This is a genomic window from Bacillus sp. V3-13, assembly GCF_002860165.1.
Lineage (GTDB): Bacteria > Bacillota > Bacilli > Bacillales > Cytobacillaceae > Bacillus_BJ.
In genome coordinates this window covers 1-23,034 of record NZ_PGUZ01000012.1, presented here as the reverse complement: position 1 = coordinate 23,034, position 23,034 = coordinate 1, and the positions used below count along the sequence as shown (strand labels likewise).

The 23,034-nt window shown below is 39.5% G+C and carries 21 protein-coding genes and 2 pseudogenes; 3 read left to right on the top strand and 20 right to left on the bottom strand.

Features of this window, described 5'->3' with window-relative positions; genetic code table 11:
- Positions 1-135: 135 nt before the first annotated feature.
- From CU633_RS04590 to CU633_RS04580, 3 genes and pseudogenes are all read right to left on the bottom strand, one after another.
- Entirely contained in the window at positions 136-777 is a 642-nt protein-coding gene (locus CU633_RS04590) for a response regulator (protein ID WP_101658550.1), read from the bottom strand.
- A 10-nt stretch (positions 778-787) separates the two neighbouring features.
- The gene (locus CU633_RS04585; RefSeq protein ID WP_101658549.1) at positions 788-1,906 is read right to left on the bottom strand and encodes a GAF domain-containing sensor histidine kinase; all 1,119 of its coding nucleotides are present in this window, start codon (positions 1,904-1,906) and stop codon (positions 788-790) included.
- A gap of 753 nt (positions 1,907-2,659) precedes the next feature.
- Positions 2,660-2,929, bottom strand: a pseudogene (locus CU633_RS04580) (L-lactate dehydrogenase); the annotation flags it as partial.
- Here CU633_RS04580 and CU633_RS04575 point away from each other — a divergent pair.
- A pseudogene (locus CU633_RS04575) lies at positions 2,928-3,449 on the top strand (L-lactate permease); the annotation flags it as partial. The pseudogenes CU633_RS04580 and CU633_RS04575 overlap by 2 nt on opposite strands.
- A gap of 223 nt (positions 3,450-3,672) precedes the next feature.
- Here the strand turns inward: CU633_RS04575 and CU633_RS22730 are convergent.
- The 13 genes from CU633_RS22730 to CU633_RS04515 all read right to left on the bottom strand — a co-directional run bounded on the left by CU633_RS22730 (position 3,673) and on the right by CU633_RS04515 (position 15,761).
- Entirely contained in the window at positions 3,673-3,834 is a 162-nt protein-coding gene (locus CU633_RS22730; RefSeq protein ID WP_180954863.1) for a hypothetical protein, read from the bottom strand.
- A gap of 493 nt (positions 3,835-4,327) precedes the next feature.
- The gene (locus CU633_RS04570) at positions 4,328-5,191 is read right to left on the bottom strand and encodes a TIGR03943 family putative permease subunit (protein ID WP_101658546.1); all 864 of its coding nucleotides are present in this window, start codon (positions 5,189-5,191) and stop codon (positions 4,328-4,330) included.
- A 14-nt stretch (positions 5,192-5,205) separates the two neighbouring features.
- Entirely contained in the window at positions 5,206-6,213 is a 1,008-nt protein-coding gene (locus CU633_RS04565) for a permease (RefSeq protein WP_101658545.1), read from the bottom strand.
- A 535-nt stretch (positions 6,214-6,748) separates the two neighbouring features.
- Positions 6,749-7,126, bottom strand: a complete 378-nt coding sequence (locus CU633_RS04560) for an iron dependent repressor, metal binding and dimerization domain protein (RefSeq protein ID WP_101658544.1) — start codon at positions 7,124-7,126, stop codon at positions 6,749-6,751.
- A 30-nt stretch (positions 7,127-7,156) separates the two neighbouring features.
- Positions 7,157-8,035, bottom strand: a complete 879-nt coding sequence (locus tag CU633_RS04555) for a metal ABC transporter permease (protein ID WP_101658543.1) — start codon at positions 8,033-8,035, stop codon at positions 7,157-7,159.
- On the bottom strand, positions 8,032-8,958 hold the full coding sequence (locus tag CU633_RS04550; protein ID WP_101658542.1) for a metal ABC transporter permease: 927 nt from the start codon (positions 8,956-8,958) through the stop codon (positions 8,032-8,034). Before CU633_RS04550 ends, CU633_RS04555 begins: the two co-directional genes overlap by 4 nt.
- A 9-nt stretch (positions 8,959-8,967) precedes the next feature.
- On the bottom strand, positions 8,968-9,720 hold the full coding sequence (locus CU633_RS04545) for a metal ABC transporter ATP-binding protein (protein ID WP_101658541.1): 753 nt from the start codon (positions 9,718-9,720) through the stop codon (positions 8,968-8,970).
- A gap of 16 nt (positions 9,721-9,736) precedes the next feature.
- The gene (locus CU633_RS04540) at positions 9,737-10,672 is read right to left on the bottom strand and encodes a metal ABC transporter solute-binding protein, Zn/Mn family (protein WP_101658540.1); all 936 of its coding nucleotides are present in this window, start codon (positions 10,670-10,672) and stop codon (positions 9,737-9,739) included.
- A gap of 253 nt (positions 10,673-10,925) precedes the next feature.
- Complete coding sequence (locus tag CU633_RS04535; RefSeq protein WP_101658539.1) at positions 10,926-11,471, bottom strand: ZIP family metal transporter; 546 nt, start codon at positions 11,469-11,471, stop codon at positions 10,926-10,928.
- A gap of 319 nt (positions 11,472-11,790) precedes the next feature.
- Complete coding sequence (locus CU633_RS04530; RefSeq protein ID WP_180954862.1) at positions 11,791-13,209, bottom strand: PAS domain S-box protein; 1,419 nt, start codon at positions 13,207-13,209, stop codon at positions 11,791-11,793.
- A gap of 190 nt (positions 13,210-13,399) precedes the next feature.
- On the bottom strand, positions 13,400-14,404 hold the full coding sequence (locus CU633_RS04525) for a C40 family peptidase (protein ID WP_101658537.1): 1,005 nt from the start codon (positions 14,402-14,404) through the stop codon (positions 13,400-13,402).
- A gap of 342 nt (positions 14,405-14,746) precedes the next feature.
- Positions 14,747-15,319, bottom strand: coding sequence for an HAD hydrolase-like protein (locus CU633_RS04520; protein WP_101658536.1), 573 nt, complete (start codon positions 15,317-15,319; stop codon positions 14,747-14,749).
- Between the two features lie 139 nt (positions 15,320-15,458).
- Positions 15,459-15,761, bottom strand: coding sequence for a hypothetical protein (locus tag CU633_RS04515; protein WP_101658535.1), 303 nt, complete (start codon positions 15,759-15,761; stop codon positions 15,459-15,461).
- Positions 15,762-15,989: 228 nt separating this feature from the next.
- On the opposite strand from CU633_RS04515, the gene CU633_RS04510 reads away from it, so the two are divergent.
- The gene (locus tag CU633_RS04510; protein WP_101658656.1) at positions 15,990-17,027 is read left to right on the top strand and encodes a M42 family metallopeptidase; all 1,038 of its coding nucleotides are present in this window, start codon (positions 15,990-15,992) and stop codon (positions 17,025-17,027) included.
- Positions 17,028-17,084: 57 nt separating this feature from the next.
- Here the strand turns inward: CU633_RS04510 and CU633_RS04505 are convergent, their stop codons facing one another.
- The 3 genes from CU633_RS04505 to coaW form a co-directional block, all read right to left on the bottom strand.
- Positions 17,085-17,681, bottom strand: a complete 597-nt coding sequence (locus CU633_RS04505; protein ID WP_101658534.1) for a M15 family metallopeptidase — start codon at positions 17,679-17,681, stop codon at positions 17,085-17,087.
- Between the two features lie 468 nt (positions 17,682-18,149).
- Positions 18,150-20,054 carry a selenocysteine-specific translation elongation factor gene (selB, locus tag CU633_RS04500; protein WP_101658533.1) on the bottom strand — a complete coding sequence of 635 codons (1,905 nt, stop codon included), beginning with the start codon at positions 20,052-20,054 and terminating at the stop codon, positions 18,150-18,152.
- A gap of 38 nt (positions 20,055-20,092) precedes the next feature.
- Positions 20,093-20,902, bottom strand: a complete 810-nt coding sequence (coaW, locus tag CU633_RS04495; RefSeq protein ID WP_101658532.1) for a type II pantothenate kinase — start codon at positions 20,900-20,902, stop codon at positions 20,093-20,095.
- Positions 20,903-21,150: 248 nt separating this feature from the next.
- Between coaW and CU633_RS04490 the strand changes: the two genes are divergently transcribed.
- Positions 21,151-22,104: a Gfo/Idh/MocA family protein gene (locus tag CU633_RS04490; protein ID WP_180954861.1), complete on the top strand. Its 954-nt coding sequence runs from the start codon at positions 21,151-21,153 to the stop codon at positions 22,102-22,104.
- An 83-nt stretch (positions 22,105-22,187) separates the two neighbouring features.
- Here CU633_RS04490 and CU633_RS04485 read toward each other — a convergent pair whose 3' ends face one another.
- Entirely contained in the window at positions 22,188-22,862 is a 675-nt protein-coding gene (locus CU633_RS04485) for a diphthine--ammonia ligase (RefSeq protein ID WP_101658530.1), read from the bottom strand.
- Positions 22,863-23,034 lie beyond the last annotated feature (172 nt).

Here is a 23,034-nt window from a genome sequence, read left to right as displayed (position 1 = left end):
CGAATCGTTTCTTAGCTGTGCCTATAGTGTTTGCTTATATTATAAGCAACCGGACCAGAAACTTCATTGAACACTACCCAACCCATTAAGTAGAAGCAATTCCCCGTTTTTTGTAGCTATCGACTGAGCATGGAATTACTTCACGACATTATTTTTCACTGCATACAAGGCCGCCTGGGTACGATCGGCGAGATCCAGCTTTGCCAATAAATTTGAAACATGGGTTTTCACTGTCTTTTCAGTAATAAACAATGAAGCGGCAATTTCCTTATTGCTTTTTCCTTTTGCAATTTCCTGCAAAACCTCAAGCTCCCTTTTGGTCAAATCATCGATCAAATGTCTATCCTTGTTGCTTTTGTTTGAAAGATTGGCAATCAAATGGGAAGTAACCTTTGGGTGAAGCTGGTTAGCACCGTGCATCATATTTCTGATCGAGTTCACCAGCTCATCAGGCTCAATATCTTTGAGTTGATATCCGCTAGCCCCTGCTTCAAGGGCGGGAATAACATGGTCCTGGTCGGAGAAGCTTGTCAGCATCATAATCTTTATATCAGGAAACTGGCTTTGGATTAACCGAGTTGCTTCAATCCCGTCCATCTCCGGCATAACAAGGTCCATCAAGACGATATCGGGTTGCAGCGATACAGCCAATTCAACTGCTTCTTTCCCATTACCTGCTTCCCCGATAATTTCAATATCCTGCTGGGTGCGGAGAAAGAGAACCAACCCTCTCCTTACAACAGGATGGTCGTCGACAATCAAAACACGAATCCCCATTGAAATCCTCCTAAATAGGTATTTGAATGTATATCTCGGTTCCACTCCCTGGAGTACTTGTTAATTGAAAATGGCCATTCAAGGCTTCAGTACGTGCTTTCATACTCCTCAAACCAAGCGACGGTAATTCACGGTCTTCTTCATAGTAGAATCCGCACCCGTTGTCAGAAATGGTCATTTCGACTAAATCTGCCCTTATCCCGAACACCAGGGTGACCTCACTTTTCTGCGAGTGCTTTTTACAATTGGCAAGGGCCTCCTGGCCGATCCTCCACAAAGCTTCCTCCAACTTGCATGGAAGGCTGGCAATGCCAGTTACTTTTGTATGAACAGTAAGTCCGAGAACTTCTCCATAACTTCTTAATGCACTCACGATTCCATTCTCCAGTCCTTCGGGCCGAAGCTGCCAAATTAATGCGCGCATTTCCCCAAGCGCTTGCTGGGCCAGGTCTTGAATATAACTGAATGTCTGTTTAACTTCGTCGGCTGCTGCCATTTCCATACCTGCTCGTGCAGTCAAGCTAAGTGAAAATAACAGCTGATTAACGGAATCATGGAGATCTCTTGCCAGCCGGTTTCGTTCCGTGGCAACCGCAGTCTCCTGCTCCCTTTGCGTCAATTTAATTCGTTTTAACGCCGTTCCAATTTGAAAGGCGATTGACTCCAATAAAGCCAGCTCATCCTGTCCAAAATGGGTCTTATGCGGTGACCCCACATTTAATAACCCGAACCTTTCATCTCCCGCCCTCAGTGGTACGGTTGCATGATGTGTCAGTCCGCAATGATCCCCTGATTGATCTGCTATTGCTTCTTCGATTCGCTGGCACTCGATAATATTAGTCGCTTTTTTTAATTTCCTATTATTATATGAGTTCACGCACCAGCATTGGCCATAGCACATCCGCCGTTGTTGCTCATGCGCCAAGGCAGGTGGAAGAGATTCGCTTGCGGCAAGCTGGTAGTCTCCATTTTCGTCTATTAAAAATATCCACCCGGTCTCAAGGCCGGTAACGTTAAGCAGTTTTTTTAAAACTTCTGACAGGACTTCATTTGTTTCCGTCCTTTCATTTAACAGCTCGGCAATTTCTTTCAAGATACCGATTTCTTTCTGTCTTGACCCCTGTGCCATTAAGACTCCTCCCTGTTTGCGTCTTCATTTATTATATCGTTTTTTCGTTTTGCTGCCTTCCCAAAAAAGACTGAAGGGTTTCTCCGACTATAGCTGTAGACGATTTAAAAAAATAACCCTTTTGAGGTCATTCAATAGTTGCAGGAAAAATCAACCGATTGCTGAATGGATTCTTATTCCTTGAACCCGTATATTGACATTAAAAGAACGGGGAGGCGATCTTCATGTATACGAATGATTATGTGTTAAAAAAATTAATAGAAATGAAGCGAGAGGAACTGAATAGGCAAATGAAATTTGCAGAGACATATAAATTATATTCAGATAAACCTAGAAAAAAGTTCTGTGTCAATCTAAAATATATTAAGTTTTGCATTTAAACATACAACCCTGCCTAATCAAAATCTGCAAGAGTCAAGTTAACTGGGAAATTTATCTGAACATTTGAGGGATATAAATATTGTTTATTTTTTTGGGGTGAATCTTTTATATGAACGTAGTGGGATATAAAGGGAGCTATATGACAATTTCGGAGCAAAGTCTTTGCCTTTCACTTTTGAAAAGGAGCGACCTTGTGGTTGCTATATGGGTTTGCAGCCACCCCATGAAATCCACCAAGTCCTGTAATGTAATCCCCCTATAGTTCTTCTCATCTCCCATACTGCTTTAAAGAGTTAGAATCAATCCTTTTTCCTTTCCATCTTTCTATAATGCTTTGAGGAGCTAAGATTGGATGATTGGACAGTGAAAGGTTTAGAAAATTTTGCTGATGTATTCTTTGAGAATTCCTGCTGAATGCTTAAACTTTTTCAATTCTTCATCGTCTAGCTTCAACTCCAACACTTCCCTTATTCCATCAGCATTAATGACAGCCGGTACGCCAATGTAGACATCTTCCTCACCATATTCCCCATTCAGTAAAGCTGAAACAGCCAAAACAGAATCTTCGTTTTTGGTGATAGCTTTCGTAATTCTTGCTAGTCCCATGGCAATTCCATAATAGGTAGCCCCTTTTTTCTTAACGGCCATCTTGATAGCGGTGATTATCACTCTCATCACAACGAAAAGCATGGGGCTTAATCAGGGATTTAAAACGCTGGGGGAAACTGTCAGGGAGTTTATCATTCCAATTATTACGATTTGCTTTATCTTAGGTTTTGCTTATATTGCCAATTACTCCGGCGTATCTTCTACCATTGGATTGGCTTTAGCCAAGACCGGAAATTTATTTCCTTTGTTTTCCCCTGTCTTGGGTTGGATCGGTGTATTTTTAACAGGATCGGTTGTATCGAACAATGCTTTATTTGGTAACCTCCAGGCTGTTACAGGGGAGCAAATTGGTGTAAGCTCCAAGCTGTTGATTGCAGCCAACACAAGCGGAGGAGTAATGGCAAAATTGATTTCCCCACAATCCATTGCGATAGCAGCCGCAACGGTTAAAAAAAGTGGAGAGGAGTCTACCTTGTTTAGCATGACCCTTAAATACAGCATCATTCTGCTTCTGATTGTCAGCATTATGACCTATATCGTTTCCAGTTACTAAGTGTTATAGAGAAATCCCCCAAAGCCATCATCTGCTTCGGGGGTACTGTTCAATGATTTTCCTTGAAAGATTTGTCTCCATTGAATGTCATGCACAGGAAAGTTCCTGCTGATCGTGTTAAAGGAACTGAAAACATTCTTTTAAACGACTCTAAAAATACTTACTAGAGTCCTGCATTTTTTAAAATAAGCCCTAAAAAGACCATACTAAACTAAGGGTAAGGTTATGCGATTTTTAAGCCGACAATTTTGCCATTTTGTAATTTGATAGATAATGATTTGTTGCTCTCACATATACGATACACTAAATTGTATGGTACTTCATCAGAGGCGAAAGAACTTCCTTGTTCTATATCCGCATCATTAGGTACAAGTTTTGTAAACACACTATTTCCTCCCCTACCTATTTTTTTAATATTAAGAAGGTCAAATATGTTTTCTTCAACTCCCGCACCGGTAGTATAATAATAAGGCTTTACTCCTTCCTTAAGTAAGCACCCTTGAAAGAACCGTTCGGATGTTGATCCGTTATAAATCAATAGATAAACGTATCATATCCCGATTTAATTATTCCTATGGTGCCGCAATGTTTGAACGTTGCAGACTTAATAAGGATTGTCCACCAATGCTAGTTTTTATTGGAGAAAATCTTGATTTTAAAGAATTTGAAACACCCTGTTAAAATTACAAAATAACAATGGAGAGAAAGCTTGTGGCTGGCTGTCCTAATGAGAAGATTATAGACATAAACTACTAATCCTACAGTTAGCACTTGGCTTAAAAGAAAAAGGAGTATGTCCAAAATTCTTTCTCCTTTTTCTTAATTTTTCTACTTCTGATCCAATACTATTTTCAATTTTTCTTATTATGGTATCAAGATTACTCTGTTACTTTAGTCAATACTGGATATATATATGGATCAGCAGGTTCATCAATTACTTCCACGTTTTCTGCTTTGATAATTGGTATTTCTACCCCATTGTAGGTGGTTACATCTAGGGTTCCTTCAATTTCTACCCATGTGTCTTGTTCATATTCACTTGCATGTTCAAATTCAGTTAAAAAACCTATAATACCTGCATCTGCTATGCAATGTGTGATGATAAACCTTGAAATAACGAGTTGGTTAGAACTAAACCCCTCTTCTTTGTATACAAATCCACTTAATTTTATCCTTTTTCTACTAAAAGCTTTTGGACCACTACTTATTGATTGATAATAAGAAGCAAATATATCCTCTTTCATTTGGATAACATCTAATTCATCTAATTTTTTCATTTTTTCATCATATTCCTTTTTGGACAAATAATTATTATTAGATATAGGTATATCGTCATTGTTTTCCGTATCAGGTAGAGTTTCGTTACTCCCTTCAGGTAACAACGTTCCTTTTTTAGCTGCGATTGAAGAATCTAAGACGGATAGTGAGAGTGCATATCCAGTGATTAATGGAAAGATAATAATCGAGTAACTGATTAGTTTTTTTGATAATGAATCAGAATATCCATGGTCGTGACTACACCCAGGTGGACAGTGTGCATGTTTATCGGAATCATGTTCCCATGCTCTAAAGAGCTGAATAAAAAAGAAAAAGATAAATACCCCTGCAGCAATTTGGCTCATCAATTCATACTTCGGATTAATATACTTTGTTATTTCACCTGTATAATGTAATTTTATAAAAAAAATAGCGAAGGCTGCTAAAATAACAGCCCTTAAAAAATATTGAAAATGGAAACGCATCACGGTTCACCAACCTACAAAAAATTAGTTAGATTAATACATATAAACACGATTGTAGTTATTAGAAAGAGTAAAATTAGTACAAATCTTGTTTTAAACACACTCAATAACATGATCGTGTTTTTCAAGTCAATCATTGGACCGTATACTAAAAATGCCAATATTGAGGTAGATGGGAATAAATTTCTAAATGAAGCACCTATGAAAGCATCAGCCTCTGAACATAAGGATAAGAAATATGCTAGTCCCATCATCACAATAGTAGAGCCTGTGACACCTTCACCAAAAAGGAAAAGTGATTTTACAGATACATAAGTTTGTACAAATGCTGCTACAAAAGCACCAATGATCAGGTATTTGCCCATATCAAAAAACTCATCAATTGAGTGTTTTAACATTCCCTCTACTCTATGAAAAAAAGACTCATTACTCATTGTTACATCCGCTGAATGAATAAGATCTGTTACAGAATGTTTAAGTTGGTTTGACTTGAATAGATAGCTTATCATAAGTGCTATTAACAATGCTGCTACAAACCCAACACCCATTCGTAATCCTGCCATTTTACTGTCATTCCCAAACGCCATGTAGGTAGATAAGATAACAATTGGGTTAATTAATGGACCTGTCAAAAGAAAGCCAATTCCAGCATGGATAGGTACACCTTTTGCTACTAATCTTCGTACAATTGGTACAATCCCGCACTCACAAGCAGGAAAGAGAGCACCAACTACACAACTCATGGTTACTGCCAGAAAACGGTTCTTGGGAATCCAGCGACGAATATGTTCTTCTGTTATGAATATTTGAATAAAACCTGCAATGAGGACACCAATTAAAACAAATGGAATCGCCTCTATTAAAATACTTAAAAAAATTGTATTTAATTGTTGAAAAGAATTCGGTATATGAATGGACAAATCTCTTCCAACTAATTGACTGATAGAAATAAAATAAATGACAATACCGATTGCTATTAGACCTGTAAAATCAATTAGATATGAATGGAGCCAACGAATCATACTGGATCATTCCCCCGATATACTCTACCTTCGTTATTATATAATCTTATAACATGAAGAATAATTCTTTGTTCAATTAATATGTTTTTATTTATGATAATATGTACAAGACCTTTAACTTCGAGAAGGCATGAACGTTGTAACTTTGGACTGAAAGCTAGAAAAAGGGATTAGTTATCGATTTTTTCTCTTATTATAAATACCTTTTACGAATTGCTCCTTGTAATTTGTATATCATCTATCCCACTACTTTTTTTCTGAACATAACTGTTTGCACGACAAAAAGGAGATGCCGAGTGACTCTCTATTTTAAAAACAGAAAGGATATATTTGATAAAGCCTTAAAAAGTATAAGGATATATTTCAAACTACTCAAGAATATATTCAATCTTACAATTACGAACGTTTTTCAAGAAAAATTTAACGGCCTCTCCCCGATTGAATTTCGAGAAAAGGCCGAAGCTTAGTTGCTCTTTTTTTTAGTTGACAGGGGTATGTGTATCCTAATCTCTTTTTCATCATAAAGATACATCAATCAATTAACTTCATATTTTTCTTTACTTATAAAATCTCTAATTTTGGATACTGCATTCCCACTTATATGATATTCGATATTTGCTACTTCTTGAGGGATTTGATCCTTATCGAGTTCGATTAGATGAAAAAACTCCTCCAATATTTGATGGTTGTATGCTAATGTTTCCCCTTTTAACAGTCCTTTTTCTGTCATTCTAATTTTTTCATATCTTTTGTAATAAAGATATCCCTCTTTGCTCAGCTTTTGAACCATTTTTGTTACGGAGGAAACGGATACATTCAAAGAAATGGCCATTTCGGTAACGCTTGTATAACCATTTTTAAGAACGGCGTAATAAATTTCCTCCAGATACTTTTCTTCACTTGGTGATGCCATTTAAACATCCCCTTACATTTAATATCAACATTAAATTTGTGTAATGATTTTATTTCGTCTCCACTTTTTGACAAGTACTCCGTGTGTTGGCGAGAAAAACAATGCAATTAAAAATAATACTCCGGCAACAGAAACCATAGTTCCTCCAATCGATGCATCAAGAAGAAAAGCAAAGTAGTAGCCTAGTATTGAGCTAACAATGCTTATGACTATACTGATAACGATCATCATACTCAGTCGATCAGTCAATAAATAGGCTGTCGCAGCTGGAACAATGATCATACCTACCACCAAAATCGCGCCTACACTTTCAAACGAAGCTACTGTGGAAATCGAAACTAATCCCATCAACAAATAATGGAAAAATATAACTGGAATTCCTAAAAACGCTGCCATTGCAGGGTCAAAAGCGCTAATCTTAAACTGTTTATAAAATACACTAATGACTAAAACATTAATGAGGAAACTTGCCCCAATCCCCCAAACTGCTTTTGGTCCGACGCTATATCCTCCAATTTGAAGAGTGTCCCATGGTGCATAAGCAATTTCTCCGTATAAAACACAGTCTAAATCCAAATCTACCTGCCTAGTATAAAGACTAATTAAAACAACTCCAATGGCAAATAAAGCTGTAAATACAACTCCAATAGATGCATCTGACTGTACCCCACTGTTCTGAAACATCTGGATGAGAAATACAGTGACTAAGCCTATAGCAGCAGCTCCAAACATCATAATAAACGATTCTCTTGAGCCACTAATTAAAAAGGCAACAACAATTCCTGGTAATACCGAATGGCTGATGGCATCCCCAATCATGGACATTTTTCTTAACACCAGAAAACATCCTAAGATGCTACAGGATCCCCCTACTAGAGCACCAATCAATATTATCCAAAAGTGATTCATAAGGATTTCTCCTTTACTCTCTGGTTAGTGAAACAATTTTTATATTCATTCTTTGCTGAAAGCCGTAATCTGCTTTTTGCTAACACTCCTCGATACGGAGCGAACACGATGGAACCAACAAATAATACAGTTGCTGACAATACAATAAGAGGACCGGTAGGAAGATTGTTAGCCATCGTACTAATAACTGTACCTGCAAAGCCACTGAGAGCTCCAAATAATCCTGCGACTATTACCATAACATGCAGTTTTTCTGTCCAATACCTTGCTGCTACAGCCGGTGTTATTAATAATGCTGCCATCAAAACCACACCTACAGCTTGAATTCCAATGACTACAGCCGTAACAATTAGCATCATAATAAATTGATCTAACAATAAAGTCGGAAGCCCTATTCCCTTTGCAAAATCAGGATCAAAAGAGAGTAGTTTAAATTCTTTAAAGAATAAGAAAGAAATGGCAACAAGAAAAACACTAATACCTGCAATTGTGTAAACATCTGTTTGGATCAAGGATGCTGCATGGCCAAAAAGAAATTTATCTAAGCCACTTTGATTTCCGCTATTACTATGTTGAATTTGCGTTAAAAGGACAATTCCAACTCCAAAAAAAACGGTTAGAATAATCCCTAAAGCCGAGTCTTGTTTAATGCGAGAATTCCTCGTAATATAACTGATAAAAACTGTCGCTAAAATCCCCGCGATGATGGCACCTATTAAAAAGAAAAATATTGACTTTGTTCCAGTTACCATAAATGCAATACATATACCAGGAAGAGCCGCATGTGACAATGCATCACCCATTAAAGATTGTTTTCGTAAATAGGCAAAGCTTCCGATTACACCACTGCTCAACCCTAGAAGCATTGATCCCATTAAAATCCATTGTGTATTGGGATCTGAAAATATTGAAAACCAATTCATACTATCACCTCAACTAACAATGATTGGGGATGAGTTTGATTCAAGCACTGTTAAGCTTCCACCATATGTCTTGTGTAGATAATCCTTAGTAAACAATTCTTCCGTAGGGCCAATTCCAATTAATTTCACATTTAAAAGCATAATCCAATCAAAGTATTCTTTTACGGTATTTAAGTCGTGATGAACGACAAGAACAGTTTTTCCTTGCTTTTTTAAATTCATCAAGAGTGCGATAATTGCTTTTTCTGTAGCTGCATCAACTCCAACAAACGGCTCATCCATAAAATATAAATCAGCATCTTGTACCAAAGCTCTCGCTAAAAATACACGTTGCTGCTGTCCCCCTGAAAGCTGGCTGATTTGCCGGTTTACATACTGACTCATTCCGACTTTATCTAAGCATTCCAATGCCATCTCTTTATCTTTAATACCTGGACGTTTAAACCACCCTAAATGCCCATATCTCCCCATTGTCACGACATCAAGAGCATCCGTTGGAAAATCCCAATCTACAGATTCCCGTTGAGGAACATAACCTACTCTTTTTCTATTTTGTTTATAAGAACCACCAAAAATTTCTACTTCCCCAGTAATTGGGGGAATCAATTCTAATATGGATTTAATAAGTGTCGATTTCCCTGCCCCGTTCGGTCCGATAATACCGATGAGCTTTCCTTCTGGAATGCTAAAAGAAATATCCTCTAAAACTGGTTTTTTCTGATAAGCAGCCGCTAAGTTCCTTACAGTAAGTGGTGAAGTCATAAAATAGCCATCTCCTTTATTTCAATGCACTAACGATGGTGTCTACATTGTGTCTAACCATACCTAAATAAGTACCTTCCTCAGTTCCTTCCTCTCCCATTGCATCAGAAAAGAGTTCTCCACCAATGTTGACATCATGCCCTTTTTCTTTCGCTCCTTCAATAACAGCTTCTATCGCTTTTTTAGGGACACTTGATTCAACAAAGACAGCTTTAATTTTATTTTCAACAAGGTAATCTCTTAATTCACTAACGTCTTTTGAACCATACTCTGAGGCAGTACTAATGCCTTGAAGCCCCATAACTTTAATATCATATGCCTCTCCAAAATAACTGAAGGCATCATGTGCAGTAACTAATACACGAGATTGTTCAGGGATAGATGCTATTTGTTCTTTTGCATACTTATCAAGCTCTGTTAATTTTTCAATATATTTCTCGGCATTTTGTTTATAGTCTTCGGCATGATCCGGGTCAAACTTTGACAGTTCTTTCTCTACCGTTTCTGTTGCTGAAATCCAATGTTTAACATTAAACCATACATGAGGGTCGTGCCCTTCGGATCCATCGTCTGGAGACAGAAATTTTTCTTCAGGAATGTTTTTCGTAACTGCAATTGTTGGCTTTTCCTTTGCCATTTTTTCAAAAATATCAACCATTTTTCCTTCTAAATGCAATCCATTATAAAAAATCATATCTGCGCTATCTAATTTCCTGATATCTCCTTGAGAGGCTTTATATAGATGTGGATCAACTCCGGATTTCATTAATCCTATTGCTTCTACGTGCTCACCTCCAACATTTTTAACGATGTCATTAATCATTCCAATTGTAGTTGTCACACGGATTTTCCCTTGGTCTTTTTCTTCATTTGAAACTTCAGAAGTTGCACATCCGACTATTGAAAACACTGCTAGACAAACAATCGCAAATTTTCTCATGGTTTGAACCATTATTGATCCCTCCTATTTAGCGCAATTACAATTTTTTTATCTATCACTATGTTTTTTATATATAGTAAAATGTTTTGCTTTAGCGCAACTTTATGTTACCCTATACCAGCGAAGTAGGTCAATAAAAAATAAAAACAATTTTTCGACAATAACCACAATAAAAAAGGGATTAAACTCAATGAATGAGTATTAATCCCATACTGTGTAATAAATGTACTATTGTTCAACACTAACTTTTCGTAATCGATCAGGGTTACTTGGACCAGTCAGTAATAAAAATCATGGTTAATAATCCAATCACAAAAGAAAATGTTGCTGATCGTTCGTTTCCATCTCCATGGCTTTCAGGAATTAACTCTTTATATACAACGAAAAGCATTGCACCGGCTGCAAACGCTAATCCATATGGAACATCATTAAGATATTGATCAGTTAACTGCAGGCCGATAAAAGATGAAACAAGTTCAATTGCTCCCGTAAAAGCTGTATACAAAAAAGCAGCAAGCTTTGGAATTTGATTTGCAACTAAAAATAGGCAAACCAGAAATCCTTCCGGTATGTTTTGTAGGCCTATAGAAAACGAAACAAGCGATCCTAAACCGTCGTATTGACTAGCATAGCTAACTCCTACCGAAATCCCTTCTGGAATGTTATGTATAGCCATAGCAGCTATTAATAGAAGTGGTCTTGCTTGTTGAGAAGAATGAGGCGTGTGATCAACTTCTATATGTGGTAAACTCATTTCTAAAAAAGTAAGAGCTACTATCCCCAGTAAAATTCCAAAGGTCAATACAAACATATTTGAGAGCTTTAAAGTAGATGGAATTAATTCATCCCTTTTTCGATTTCTTTCACCATTTCGGAAACTGAGATTAAACCGCCTACATTTTCATACTTAGCATCTTTATATTTTGAGAGGTAAGAAGGAAGGTTATCCTGCGGCACTCCTGTTACGTTAACACCATTCCCCTTACCCTGAACGTAGCACCTTAAATCTTTTTAGCTATTACTTTATAGTTTGTTTTCACTTTATCATAATAAAAAGGGCTTTCAAACAAAAAGGGGCCAGCCCAAAAGGTTACGTAAGGTGACTTTTTGGCTTCAGCCCCTTTTCCCTGCTAGTACGGCAAGAATATCGACACCGCCGTGCCAATCCCCTCATCGCTGTCTATTTCGATCCGGCCTTGATGATTTTCAATAATGCGAAAAGAAGTCATCAAACCAAGCCCGGTTCCTTTTTCCTTTGTAGAATAAAAGGGCTCTCCAATGTTGGCTAATCTTTCTTTCGGCATGCCCGTGCCGTTATCGACAATTTTAAAACAAAGCTCATGATCCACCGTATGCGCAGAAACATGAACTGTACCCATTTCCGGGAGTGCTTCAAGAGCATTTTGGATAATATTGATAAACACCTGCTTAAGCGAATTGGCGTCACCATGAATGGCTGGAAGGTCATCCGTAATAGTGAGAAAGATTTCCTTGTTTTGCAGAATCGCTTCCGGCTGAAGAAGCTGAACAACTTGTTTGACCAATTCAGCGGCATCCAGGGTAACCATTTTTTCACGATGCGGCTTTGCCATGGATAAAAATTCGGAAATAATGTTATCGATGCGGTTTAATTCATTCAAAATAATCGTAATAAACGCCGGATTAAATCCGTCTTTATCTGCTGATAATAGCTGGATAAACCCTTTAATAGGTGTCAGGGGATTCCGAATCTCATGGGCAACAGCTGCGGCCATCTGCCCGACTACAGCCAATTTTTCCGATTTTCTTAACAGTTCATTCGTTTCAATCCGCTGTTGAATATCCCTGGATATGGATATTAGTTCGCGCAGCTCCCCGGTTTCTTCATCATAAACTGCTTTAATCGTTGATTCTACCCATAGATAAGTGCCATTTTTGTGTTTGTAGCGGTAAGTGGCCAGGCCGGAATCTTTCCCGTTCAGTACCCCGCTGTGCACTTCCCACACATGGGGTTTGTCTTCTTCATGGATAAACTCATATGGATTTGTTCCATAAACATCATGCGGTTTGTAACCGAGAATCGTTTCCATAGATGGAGACACGTAGAGATATGAACTGTCCACTCTGTGAACAACGATCATATCGGAGGAATGTTCCGCGATAAGCCGATATTTTTCTTCACTTTTCCTCCGGGCCGTTTCGACTAAAACCTGTTCCGTTGCATCAAAGATTTGCCATAATATATACCGTTGCCCCGATGCTTCTTCGGTTATAAGCGATGCGTGGACATTTCCGTGTACAATCTGTCCAGTTTTCGTAATATATCTTTTGTTAACTTTATATTCGATCCTTTTTCCTGCTATAAGATCATCTATTAAATTCAAATCATTGCCAGAGTCATCTGGATGCTGAATATCTTGGCGGGACTTCTCCAACAAGTCTTCGTTTGTGTAGCCAACATAATCGAAAAACGCCTGATTGAATATTCGAACCTGCGACTCAATCGCATACAGTTCCTGCGGAATCCGTGACTGGTAAAAAACTTCTCTAAATAGGGTAGACTTTAGCATGTTTCCTCCGATAGTTCTCGAGCATATATGTATACTTATCATATCATCTTATCACAATGAATTGTTGCTGCACTATGCAGAATCTTTAAATCTTTCATTGTTTAAAGTGTATCTTTTGCAAGGATTTTTCCCGAAAGTAAAAAACCTCCAAAAAAGGAGGTTTCAGATTCATAGTACAGGGTATATTCTATTAAAATGCTGTTTTTGCACCTAAATAACGAGGTTTCCAGTATGAATTATTCAAATCACTTATTTCTACGCCTCTGGATGAACCGGCGTGAATAAACTTGTTATTTCCAAGATAGATCCCTGCATGTGACGGACCGGATTTGTATGTTTCAAAAAAGACGATATCTCCAGCACGAGGAGAGGATATGCTCGCTGTAGCGTTCCAGATTGAAGCTACAGTTCTTGGAATAGAAACACCAACCTTGTTAAACACAAAATTTAAGTATCCGCTGCAATCAAATCCGGATGGTGCACTTCCGCCCCATTTGTATGGAGATCCGATGTATTTTTTTGCTTCAGAAATCAATCTGTCTACACTATTGTTTGTGACCGAAGCCACTTGTTGCACCGGCTGAACCGCTACCGGAGCTGATGCTGTTCCCTGGTTGCTTACCTTTAAAACCTGGCCTACGCGAACTAAATCGGAGCTTAAATTATTGATCGCTTTTAATTGTGACAGCGATATCTGATGGCGAACTGCAATTTTCGACAATGTATCTCCAGCTTGAACACGGTAAGTTCCGTTTGAAGAAACATTGGTTACTGGCACGCTGGAAGCAACATGAGTTCCTGTTACCTGAAGTGTTTGCCCTGGCTGAATCATATCCTTCTGCAAGTTATTCATGTTTTTTAATTCACTCACAGAAATTCCATGGGCATTTGCAATTCCCCATAATGTATCGCCGGATTTCACAATATAGGTGTTTCCTGAAGCTGTTACTGTTGAGGGTTGTGTATTGTTGCTTGGAGTGGCAATCGTAAGTTTTTGTCCTGCGTAGATAAGAGAGCCTGATAGATTATTCCATACTCTTAAATCGTTGACCGAAACATTATGACTTTTAGAGATTTTCCAAAGCGTATCACCGGACTTAACATTGTAAGAAATTTCACTGGCACTTGCTGCTCCGTTCAAAGACATAAAGAAGATCCCGGCAATGGCAGCAACTCTCAATAACTTTTTTTTCACTTCCTAAACACCCCTTAAATTTCGTTGACTTCCTTAGATTAGTAGGAAACGCGGAACGAAGAAAGTCGCAAAAACTGGAGTAGCTTCCAACTTTAATCATTAATTCCTTTTCTTTTCTTTTTTATCCTCGTTTTACCTTTTCGTTCTTCCTTTCTGTAATCAAAAAGTTTACTTTTCCATATCAAATCTAGTTTATTCGATTCATTTTTCGTTAATGTTATATTTCAGTAGTATGACAATTGGGTAAAAAGACTTACATCTGATAACTCTACTAGTTTCTTTTTACTGTTTTTCTAAAAGTATTGGAATTATTTTCTAATATAGTAAAAATAAACCGGTCATTCATTTAAAATTTTCAAATAAACCTGGATTAAAATCCTCGTACGATTCCAAGTAATAATCTGCGCCTGGTGTGTTGTTTTGGAAAAGGCATGTTTTTATTCCGAGTATTTTAGCAGGGACTATATCTATCTCCCTGTCGCCGATCGCCAAATCAATCTGATGCTTTTCGTGAAGATAGCGGTAGGAAGACGGATCGGGTTTGCGCGGAAACCCATCATCCCCGGCAACCATATCAGCAAAAAAATGATCAAGATGATAATATTTTAAGATGTCCCACACATCATCCCTCTCTTTATGGGTCATCATCACATTCTTGTTTGCATACTTAAGCACCTTCTCAACTCCCGGAAAGGGCATCACCTGGTTTGCTGGCAAATTCCTCGCTGCACTGCGGACTTGTACGATCTGCTTGTCCGTTAGCTGAAAATACTCAAAAGCATGCGAAAACGAAACCTTTAATTGCTGAAATGCCTCCGCTTCGGAAATTCGATTACCAAGAGTCTCTCTTAAAATTTTCGTATAAGCTGGGTATGTATTGATTAACGTTCCGTCAAAATCCCAAAGAATATTCATGTTTCACCTCTATATGCCAATGTGCAGTTTTTAAAATTCGACCTTTCTCCCCATTATACTCCTCTACTTCCCGAAAGAATATTTGCACCGCCGTTTCCGCAAAAAAAATGCCTTCCGATCTGGAATGGCATTTCTAAATTTATTCCCAGTTTTCATAAATAATTTTCCCGCCGCTCACGTCGATTTTATTCCTTTCACCCTGATAATACATTTTTTCTCCATGTTTTATAATTAAATTTTCGAACGTCTTCAATTCTTTTCCATTTGGCAGCTGAATCACAACTTTGCGTCCAAGGTCCTCTGCCGGGGCTTCAATCTTAATCTGTGACTTCGCATAGTGATTAAAAGCGGCAAACAAGCCTGTACAAAGAATGATGGCAATAAATAAACCTTTTAAAAAGAAACTTTTCGGCTTAAGATGGTATCTTTCTGTCCTGGTCATTCTGAACCCCTCCCTTAAGCACCTGATTTTGCATATTTTTTACATACCCGGACTGTTCGAATTCCTAACCTCGTCTGTCAAAAAATTTCACCTCTACATCATATGTAGCCAGGTAAAAAAATTTGACAGTGAAATCGTACATTTTCCGAATCGTTACATGAATTAGGTAAAAACAAGTATAATAAGAGAAACAAATCGAGAGGAGAATTACAATTGGTCTACCCGCAAATTGACGACACGGTACAGTTATTAAAGGAGTTAGTTTCAATTCCAAGCCCTTCCGGAAATACATATGAGGTTATCAGTTTTGTAGAAAATTTCTTAAACGAGCTTGGCATAGAATCAAGGCGCAACCGAAAAGGCGGGCTGCTTGCGACGATTCCGGGAAAAAACCCGGAAAGCCATAGAATGCTGACAGCCCATGTCGATACTTTAGGAGCAATCATCAAGGAAATCAAGCCAAGTGGACGGTTAAAACTCGATTTAATCGGCGGATTCACTTATAACTCGATCGAGGGCGAATACTGCCAGATTGAAACGAGTTCTGGGAAAAAGTACACAGGGACGATTCTCATGCACCAAACTTCAGTCCATGTATATAAGGATGCAGGAAAAGCGGAACGAAACCAGGAGAATATCGAAGTGCGCATCGATGAAAAAGTCGACAACGCCGAAGATGTGCGGGCACTCGGCATTGAGGTCGGCGATTTTGTTTCTTTCGGTCCGCGCGTCGAGGTCACATCAAGCGGTTTTATCAAATCACGTCATTTGGATGATAAAGCGAGCGTTGCTTTGCTTCTGCAATTAATGAAGGAAATAAAGACGGGGCAAATAGAGCTTCCATATACCACGCATTTTCTGATTTCCAACAACGAAGAAATCGGCTATGGCGGGAATGCGAACGTAACCCCGGAAACCGTTGAATATTTGGCTGTTGATATGGGCGCGATGGGTGATGGGCAGCAGACTGATGAATATACGGTTTCAATTTGCGTAAAAGACGCGAGCGGCCCATACCATTATCAACTAAGAAAAAACCTTGTCAAGTTGGCGGAAGAAAACAACATTGGGTATAAGCTCGATATATATCCATACTACGGTTCGGATGCATCCGCTGCGATTCGCTCGGGCCACGATATTGTGCATGGCCTGATCGGACCTGGTATTGACTCTTCCCATGCATATGAGCGGACTCATCGAGATTCGCTTGAAAATACCGCAAAATTGCTTTATCACTATGTTTTATCGGAAATGATTTTTGAATAATATGGAGTAAGCAAATAATGGCCAGGGATTGATGCCCTGGCCGTTTTTTTAATATGATTATACTTCGGAATTTTCAAGCCATTGTTCATCCGCATCCGGCCTCATTCCGCGCTGCAGATCATGGATCGTCAGGCCCAAAGACATCTGTAAATGAGGATAATCTTTGAAGTGCTGCCAATCGCCTCCCCATTCAAAGCCCAGCTTTTTTGCAGCTTTCACCACTTCCATCCAGTCAGCTTTCGCATTTCCGTTACCGTCATATTCCATATCCCAGATTACGCCGCCATCAGGAGTTTTGAGCGCAAAATCGACAGCCAATCCAAAGTTATGGAAGGATTCTCCACCTTTTGCATGGGTGACAATGTCCCCTTCAGCGGTCCTGCCTTTTTCATAAAGGGCATCCTGTTCTTCAATGCTCCTAAACCCTTCTGTAATCACAACGGTAATCCCGACATCAGCCATTACTGCAACGAGCTCGTTTGTTTTATCTTCTACAAGAGGATGTAATTTTACAGGCATCGGCGCATCTTTTTGAGGGAAGAGGTTGGTTAGGCTATTTGTCTGTTCTACTTGTGTACTATAAAAGTTATAAAAAAGCAAAATCCCAACTGCTATCAGTAAAAACAGCAGCAAGTTTGCCATGCGTTTTAACATTACATGTATCCTTCCAGTAGTTTAATATAGTTATATTATTATATTAACATTTTGAAGATGGATTGTTGTCAATTTAAATTTGAAGCGAAGCGGGCCTGGCAAAAAATCGGAGCTCGCAGCGAAACGCCCTGCACATTAAAAAATTTATATATTTTTGGCTTTAATTTTAAAAAAATACTCAAAAAAAATCCAGAATTCGAGTAAATAGCAGATTTTAGTTACAATAAATTACAATATTTTCTATAAAACTACCAAATGAAGCACCCAGGAAAAACAATTAAGCGAAAAATAGCGGGAATTAAGCCAAAACTTGGATTAATTAAGCGAAAAATTCAAGAATTAAGCGAAACTGAGCATGAATTAAGCGAAACGAAAATATGAACGATCCCGGCCCTACTCCAGGTAATTTTTTGCACCAAAAAATCATTCCACATCTACTTAAAGAGCGGAATGATTTTTTCACTTGCATCAAAGCCAGATTCGCCTATTTTCGTCTCTTTTCGTTAATCTTGCGGCATCAAGCCGTTCCAGAAACGGGATCATATATTTACGGGATAGATCAAGAATTTCTTTGGCATCCCCGACTTCAAAAGATGCTCCAGTATTTTGCTTTAATTTTTCAACAGCGTGATGAAAATGGTCCCCATGCCAATAATATTGGTCATCAAGCGGAACGATCAGTCCTTCGTTTTCGAGGAGGCGCTTTAAATCGCCAAATAAATGTTCAGGAATACCCGCATTGGATACGTACTCGTGGAAATAACGGACTTTCAATCCATCTTTTTTTAATTCTTCCAACAGATTCTCAGTCCGCTTTTGCCAATTTTTCGGCACATGCGGGTAAAACCCGGCAAGACACACAAATTGCTCGCGTCTGCCAAACACTCCGCTGGCAATTCCTTGCTCAATCACATACTCGGCAAGTTGCTTGGGAGTGGATTTTTCAATTGTCTGCAGCAACTCAGCCTTATTCAATCCAGCTTTCATCGGCTGCGCCTGATGAAAATCGTTTAAGCGGTCGTATACTTCCTCTTCCAGTTGGTTAACTATCGTCTGTAATGTATAGTCCTTGCCATTGAACAATAAAAATTCTTCATCACTTAATTGAGCATCGAGAGTTCCTTCATCGAGCGCTGTTCTTTTGATAAGCTCGAAAACCGGCAAGGCTTTCGACTCGGCCAGAGCAGCAATGATTCGGTCTTTAGGGCTCCCCGCTTTCTTTTTCTCTAGTTCCTCAATCGTGTGATTTCCAAACCGGTACTTCTCACCGCGCGGGTCAATCACCCAGCCACCGCCGATTGTTTCCTGAGGGCTTGGCCTTCTTATAATAAACCGGTCGTTCCGTTTTGTTACGATTTCCTCATCAAGGCGGAGCTGGCAAAGAATTTCACCGTTTTCTTCCTTTATCTCGTTTCGGTCGAAAAAGACGATCCGGCCCATCACCTCGGCAGTGCCGATATGGCATTTGATTGGCATCCGCTGTTTAACAATGTATTCGAGATCCTCAACCACACGGATTGCGACATCAATCGTCCGGGTGACAATAAAATGTTCGGAAGAGACAAGGACATCGCCTCTCTCAATATCCTCCTTTGCAACACCTGATAGATTGATGGCGGCGCGCTGGCCGGCAAACGCTTTTTTAGCAGGCTGGTGGTGAACCTGGAGCTGCCGTGCACGAACATCAACACTTTTCGGTAAAATTTTAAGGGGCTGTCCTTCCTCAACCGTTCCCTCATACACAGTCCCACGAACAACGGTCCCCTGGCCTTTAACTATAAACACCTGGTCGATTGGCAGGCGGAACGCTCCGCGAATATCTCGCATTTCCTGTTTTTTTAAAGTATCTATAATTAAATTCTTTAGATCTTCAATCCCTTTGCCTGACAAGCTATCGACCAGTACGTAGGGAGCATCTTCAAAGACCGTGCCAGCCAACTCTTCAAAAATATCTTCTTTGACCAGCTCGATAAATTCTTGTTCAACCCGGTCGATTTTTGTGATGGCGACAATTCCGCTCTGGATGCCAAGAAAACCAAGAATATCAAGATGTTCCTCTGTTTGCGGCATCACACCTTCATCGGCCGCGACAACGAGAACGACGAGATCAATTCCAGCGACTCCGGCAATCATCTGGCGAATAAAGCGCTCATGGCCGGGAACGTCAATCACTGAAATTTGAATTTCCTCATCCTCGTATAAAGGTGCAAACCCAAGCTCAATCGATATTTGCCGTTCCTTTTCTTCCTTGAGGCGGTCCGTATCGATATTCGTTAATGCTTTCGTTAACGACGTTTTTCCGTGGTCAATATGACCGGCCATTCCGATCGTAAAATATCTTTTATCCAATATGCCACCTACTTTTAACAACATTTCCTAATGATTTAACACTCGGATGCTCACCAAAAAGTCTATAAAGAGAGCAGAGCGCCGATTGCTCCGCAATATTCTCCATGATCCAAAAATATATGCTCAAGCCCGACCATTTTCTTATAGGATGCCAGACACTGTTTTAAAGGTTCATTTCCGGCCAATGTGCTGCCAATATAAACAATTTTTGTTGCTTGGTTGGCAACCGCCGCCTGCATGCTCAGTAGAATAACCGTTTCACCAATCATGTTGATGACAGATGCGATTCGATCTTCACTTGAACTGTGGGGATTTATGCTTCCCTTGGCAAAATTGCTTGCCGTCAGGTTCCCATCAATTGGAGGTTCCTGCGGGAAATAAATATCCTTAACAAGCATGTCGACATTGCCTTTATCGCCTGATTCGGCGAGCTTGATAAGCCGGGAGTAGTCTGTTTCACCGGTAAGCAAAGCGCCCAGTCCCATTAAGGTGCCGCCGCCGATCCCGCTGCCGAGAATTCGGGAATAGTTGCTGCCCTCGACAACAAACCATGAAGTGCCTGTTCCGATATTGACAATAATGAATTTTTCATCCAAATTGATTTGCTCGTCTTTTAGGAAATAGACAGCGCCAGTACAAGCAGCATCAAATTCCGAAAAAATAACCCCGCGTTGAAAATATTGATCTTTTAGCAGCGCCGATTTTCCGCCTGTCAAGGCAACAGCGGCGTCGGGTGCAAGCATTCTCAGCCAGCCTAACGCTGAATCGAGATCAGTGATCGGATATTTTCTATAATGGAAAGAACCGGATTGCTCGTAAGCGATTTTGATCAAAGAACCGCCTGCGTCAATCCCTATCTTCTGGACACTCATCAGTACTCCCCCAAATTATGTAATCCCTTACATTATATTAATTTTATGGACTATTGGCTAATGAACAGTTTTTGAGAAGAAAGAAACGCTTCCTCACCTCTGTTGTCAACAACTTCTGCTCCCCATTATAACGATGTTCCATGAAATTGGCGATTGCTTTGAATTTTTCATCTATTTTCTGATCATTTTGACAGTAATGATATAATAGATTTTGCATATTGCGTTAAATTTCTTTTATGAGGTGGATTATGGACAACTTAAGGATAGGGATTATCGGGCTTGGAGCAGTTGGTAAAAGATTATTGGAGCAGTTTGCAATCCATGAGAATGTCTCAGTGGAAATGCTTTGCGATACAAATCCAGTGCTGGCGCGGGAAACGTCTGAACAATACAGCAACATCTCCTGGACAACCGATTATCATGATATATTAAAAAATGGAGAAATTGATTGGGTTTACATAGCAGTACCACCTAAGTACCATTACGAGATCGTAATCGATGCGATCGAAAGCGGAAAGCATATTTTATGCGAAAAACCGCTTGCGAATTCGTATGAAGAAGCGAAGGAAATGTACGGAAAAGCACAGGCAGCGGGAATCATTCATGCGATGAATTTCCCGACTCCATACAGCGCTGCCTTTCAGGTCATCAAGGAAAAAATCAAGAAGAAAACTGCTGGTGAAATTAAGCGAATTGAAGTGAAAGGTTATTTTCACGAATGGCCGCGCCCATGGCAGCAAAATAATTGGATCGCTTCAAAGGAACAAGGTGGCTTTACGAGAGAAGTGTTTCCTCACTATCTCCAGATCATTTTGCAATTGTTTGGAAAAGTGACTGTGGAGCACGCAAATATCTCGTTCCCTGCTGATAATGGCCGTTCTGAACAAAGCATGCTGGCCTTTCTGAAGCTTGAGGATGGTACCCCTGTCCTTTTAGATGGTGTCAGCGATATTGCCATGGAAGAAAAAATATCATTTACGATTTATGGAACAAAGGAAACGATTTCTTTGCTTGACTGGAGAATCTTAAAAGTGGGAGGCAGCGGTGAAAAGCCAGAGGATATCCCTTTGGAAAGCAAAAATTCGCTGGCCCGCTTAATCGATGAGCTTGTCAAAGCCCATAACGGTAAGCAAGCTGAATTGGTTAGCTTTGAACAAGGATTTGCAGTGCAGGAAGTTTTAGAAAAACTTTTAAAAAATTGACTTTAGAGGGGGCTCTTCGATACCCCCTCTTATTCTATTTCTAACTGAGGCGTTTTAAAAAAATTAAAATGAATGCCAAAAATTTAATCAACAAATCGAAAATGATTAAATTCCAGCCGCTTCGTCGTTTCAAGCTGGACGATTTCACCTGCTTTAAGTTCGATTCTTTTCTTAAATAGAGGGCCATCATACACAAATGTATGATACTCCCCTGCCTCTCCCATTGGGCAGACATTTTCTTTCGCAATATCGTTGACAAACTCGTTGTTCAGTTCTCTTCCCAGCCAATCCTCTGAAAGAAGTTCGTCCCGGACCCGAATAACGACGGCCTGGTAACCAGAGTTCACAAACTTTTCAAGTGCGTGCAATGACTGTTCCTTCTTCATCCAGAGCGGATAGAGCGGGGTAAGTCCAGCTTTTGCGGCAGTGTCCTCTCCCCATTGCCGATGTTCATCCAAATACAGGTCCCCATATGCGACATCAGTCAATGCATACTGTTCCTTTAATTCTATTAAGCTGTTTATAAATTTATTTGTGTATTCTTCGAACGCGCACTCAATAAAATGGAGCGGAATCGCTAGCGCTTCCGCCTGCATTCGAATCAGCTCAAGCCTCTCTCCATGCCCGAAAGTTCTTCCCAGTTCCGCAGGCACCGTTGTAACCAAACAGGCGACCTTATGACCTTCGCGAATAAGCCTGTCAAGCGCCATGCAGCCGTCCTTTCCCCCACTCCATGATAAAGCAATCCGTTTTTCCACGTAGCCAACTCCCTTTACACTTTAATCTAAATCCTGAAAAACCTATAACACTAAAATATCACAATTTTCCTTATTGAATAGAAGCATTTTACAGTTACTTTCTTCTTCCACGTAAATTGCAATATTAAATGCAACACTTAGTGAAACCGCACCCCATTAAGGGATAGGTGGC

What these genes read in the sequence shown, in the direction of transcription:
- CU633_RS04555 (WP_101658543.1), bottom strand. Translation starts at nt 8,035, where the DNA reads ATGAATCACTTTTGGATAATATTGATTGGTGCTCTAGTAGGGGGATCC.
- CU633_RS04520 (WP_101658536.1), bottom strand. Translation starts at nt 15,319, where the DNA reads ATGAATATTCTTTGGGATTTTGACGGAACGTTAATCAATACATACCCA.
- CU633_RS04585 (WP_101658549.1), bottom strand. Translation starts at nt 1,906, where the DNA reads ATGGCACAGGGGTCAAGACAGAAAGAAATCGGTATCTTGAAAGAAATT.
- CU633_RS04515 (WP_101658535.1), bottom strand. Translation starts at nt 15,761, where the DNA reads ATGACCAGGACAGAAAGATACCATCTTAAGCCGAAAAGTTTCTTTTTA.
- CU633_RS04590 (WP_101658550.1), bottom strand. Translation starts at nt 777, where the DNA reads ATGGGGATTCGTGTTTTGATTGTCGACGACCATCCTGTTGTAAGGAGA.
- CU633_RS04505 (WP_101658534.1), bottom strand. Translation starts at nt 17,681, where the DNA reads ATGTTAAAACGCATGGCAAACTTGCTGCTGTTTTTACTGATAGCAGTT.
- selB (WP_101658533.1), bottom strand. Translation starts at nt 20,054, where the DNA reads ATGTTGTTAAAAGTAGGTGGCATATTGGATAAAAGATATTTTACGATC.
- coaW (WP_101658532.1), bottom strand. Translation starts at nt 20,902, where the DNA reads ATGAGTGTCCAGAAGATAGGGATTGACGCAGGCGGTTCTTTGATCAAA.
- CU633_RS04530 (WP_180954862.1), bottom strand. Translation starts at nt 13,209, where the DNA reads ATGCTAAAGTCTACCCTATTTAGAGAAGTTTTTTACCAGTCACGGATT.
- CU633_RS04550 (WP_101658542.1), bottom strand. Translation starts at nt 8,958, where the DNA reads ATGAATTGGTTTTCAATATTTTCAGATCCCAATACACAATGGATTTTA.
- CU633_RS04490 (WP_180954861.1), top strand. Translation starts at nt 21,151, where the DNA reads ATGGACAACTTAAGGATAGGGATTATCGGGCTTGGAGCAGTTGGTAAA.
- CU633_RS04535 (WP_101658539.1), bottom strand. Translation starts at nt 11,471, where the DNA reads ATGTTTGTATTGACCTTTGGAATTTTACTGGGGATAGTAGCTCTTACT.
- CU633_RS04545 (WP_101658541.1), bottom strand. Translation starts at nt 9,720, where the DNA reads ATGACTTCACCACTTACTGTAAGGAACTTAGCGGCTGCTTATCAGAAA.
- CU633_RS04570 (WP_101658546.1), bottom strand. Translation starts at nt 5,191, where the DNA reads ATGCGTTTCCATTTTCAATATTTTTTAAGGGCTGTTATTTTAGCAGCC.
- CU633_RS04560 (WP_101658544.1), bottom strand. Translation starts at nt 7,126, where the DNA reads ATGGCATCACCAAGTGAAGAAAAGTATCTGGAGGAAATTTATTACGCC.
- CU633_RS04540 (WP_101658540.1), bottom strand. Translation starts at nt 10,672, where the DNA reads ATGGTTCAAACCATGAGAAAATTTGCGATTGTTTGTCTAGCAGTGTTT.
- CU633_RS04565 (WP_101658545.1), bottom strand. Translation starts at nt 6,213, where the DNA reads ATGATTCGTTGGCTCCATTCATATCTAATTGATTTTACAGGTCTAATA.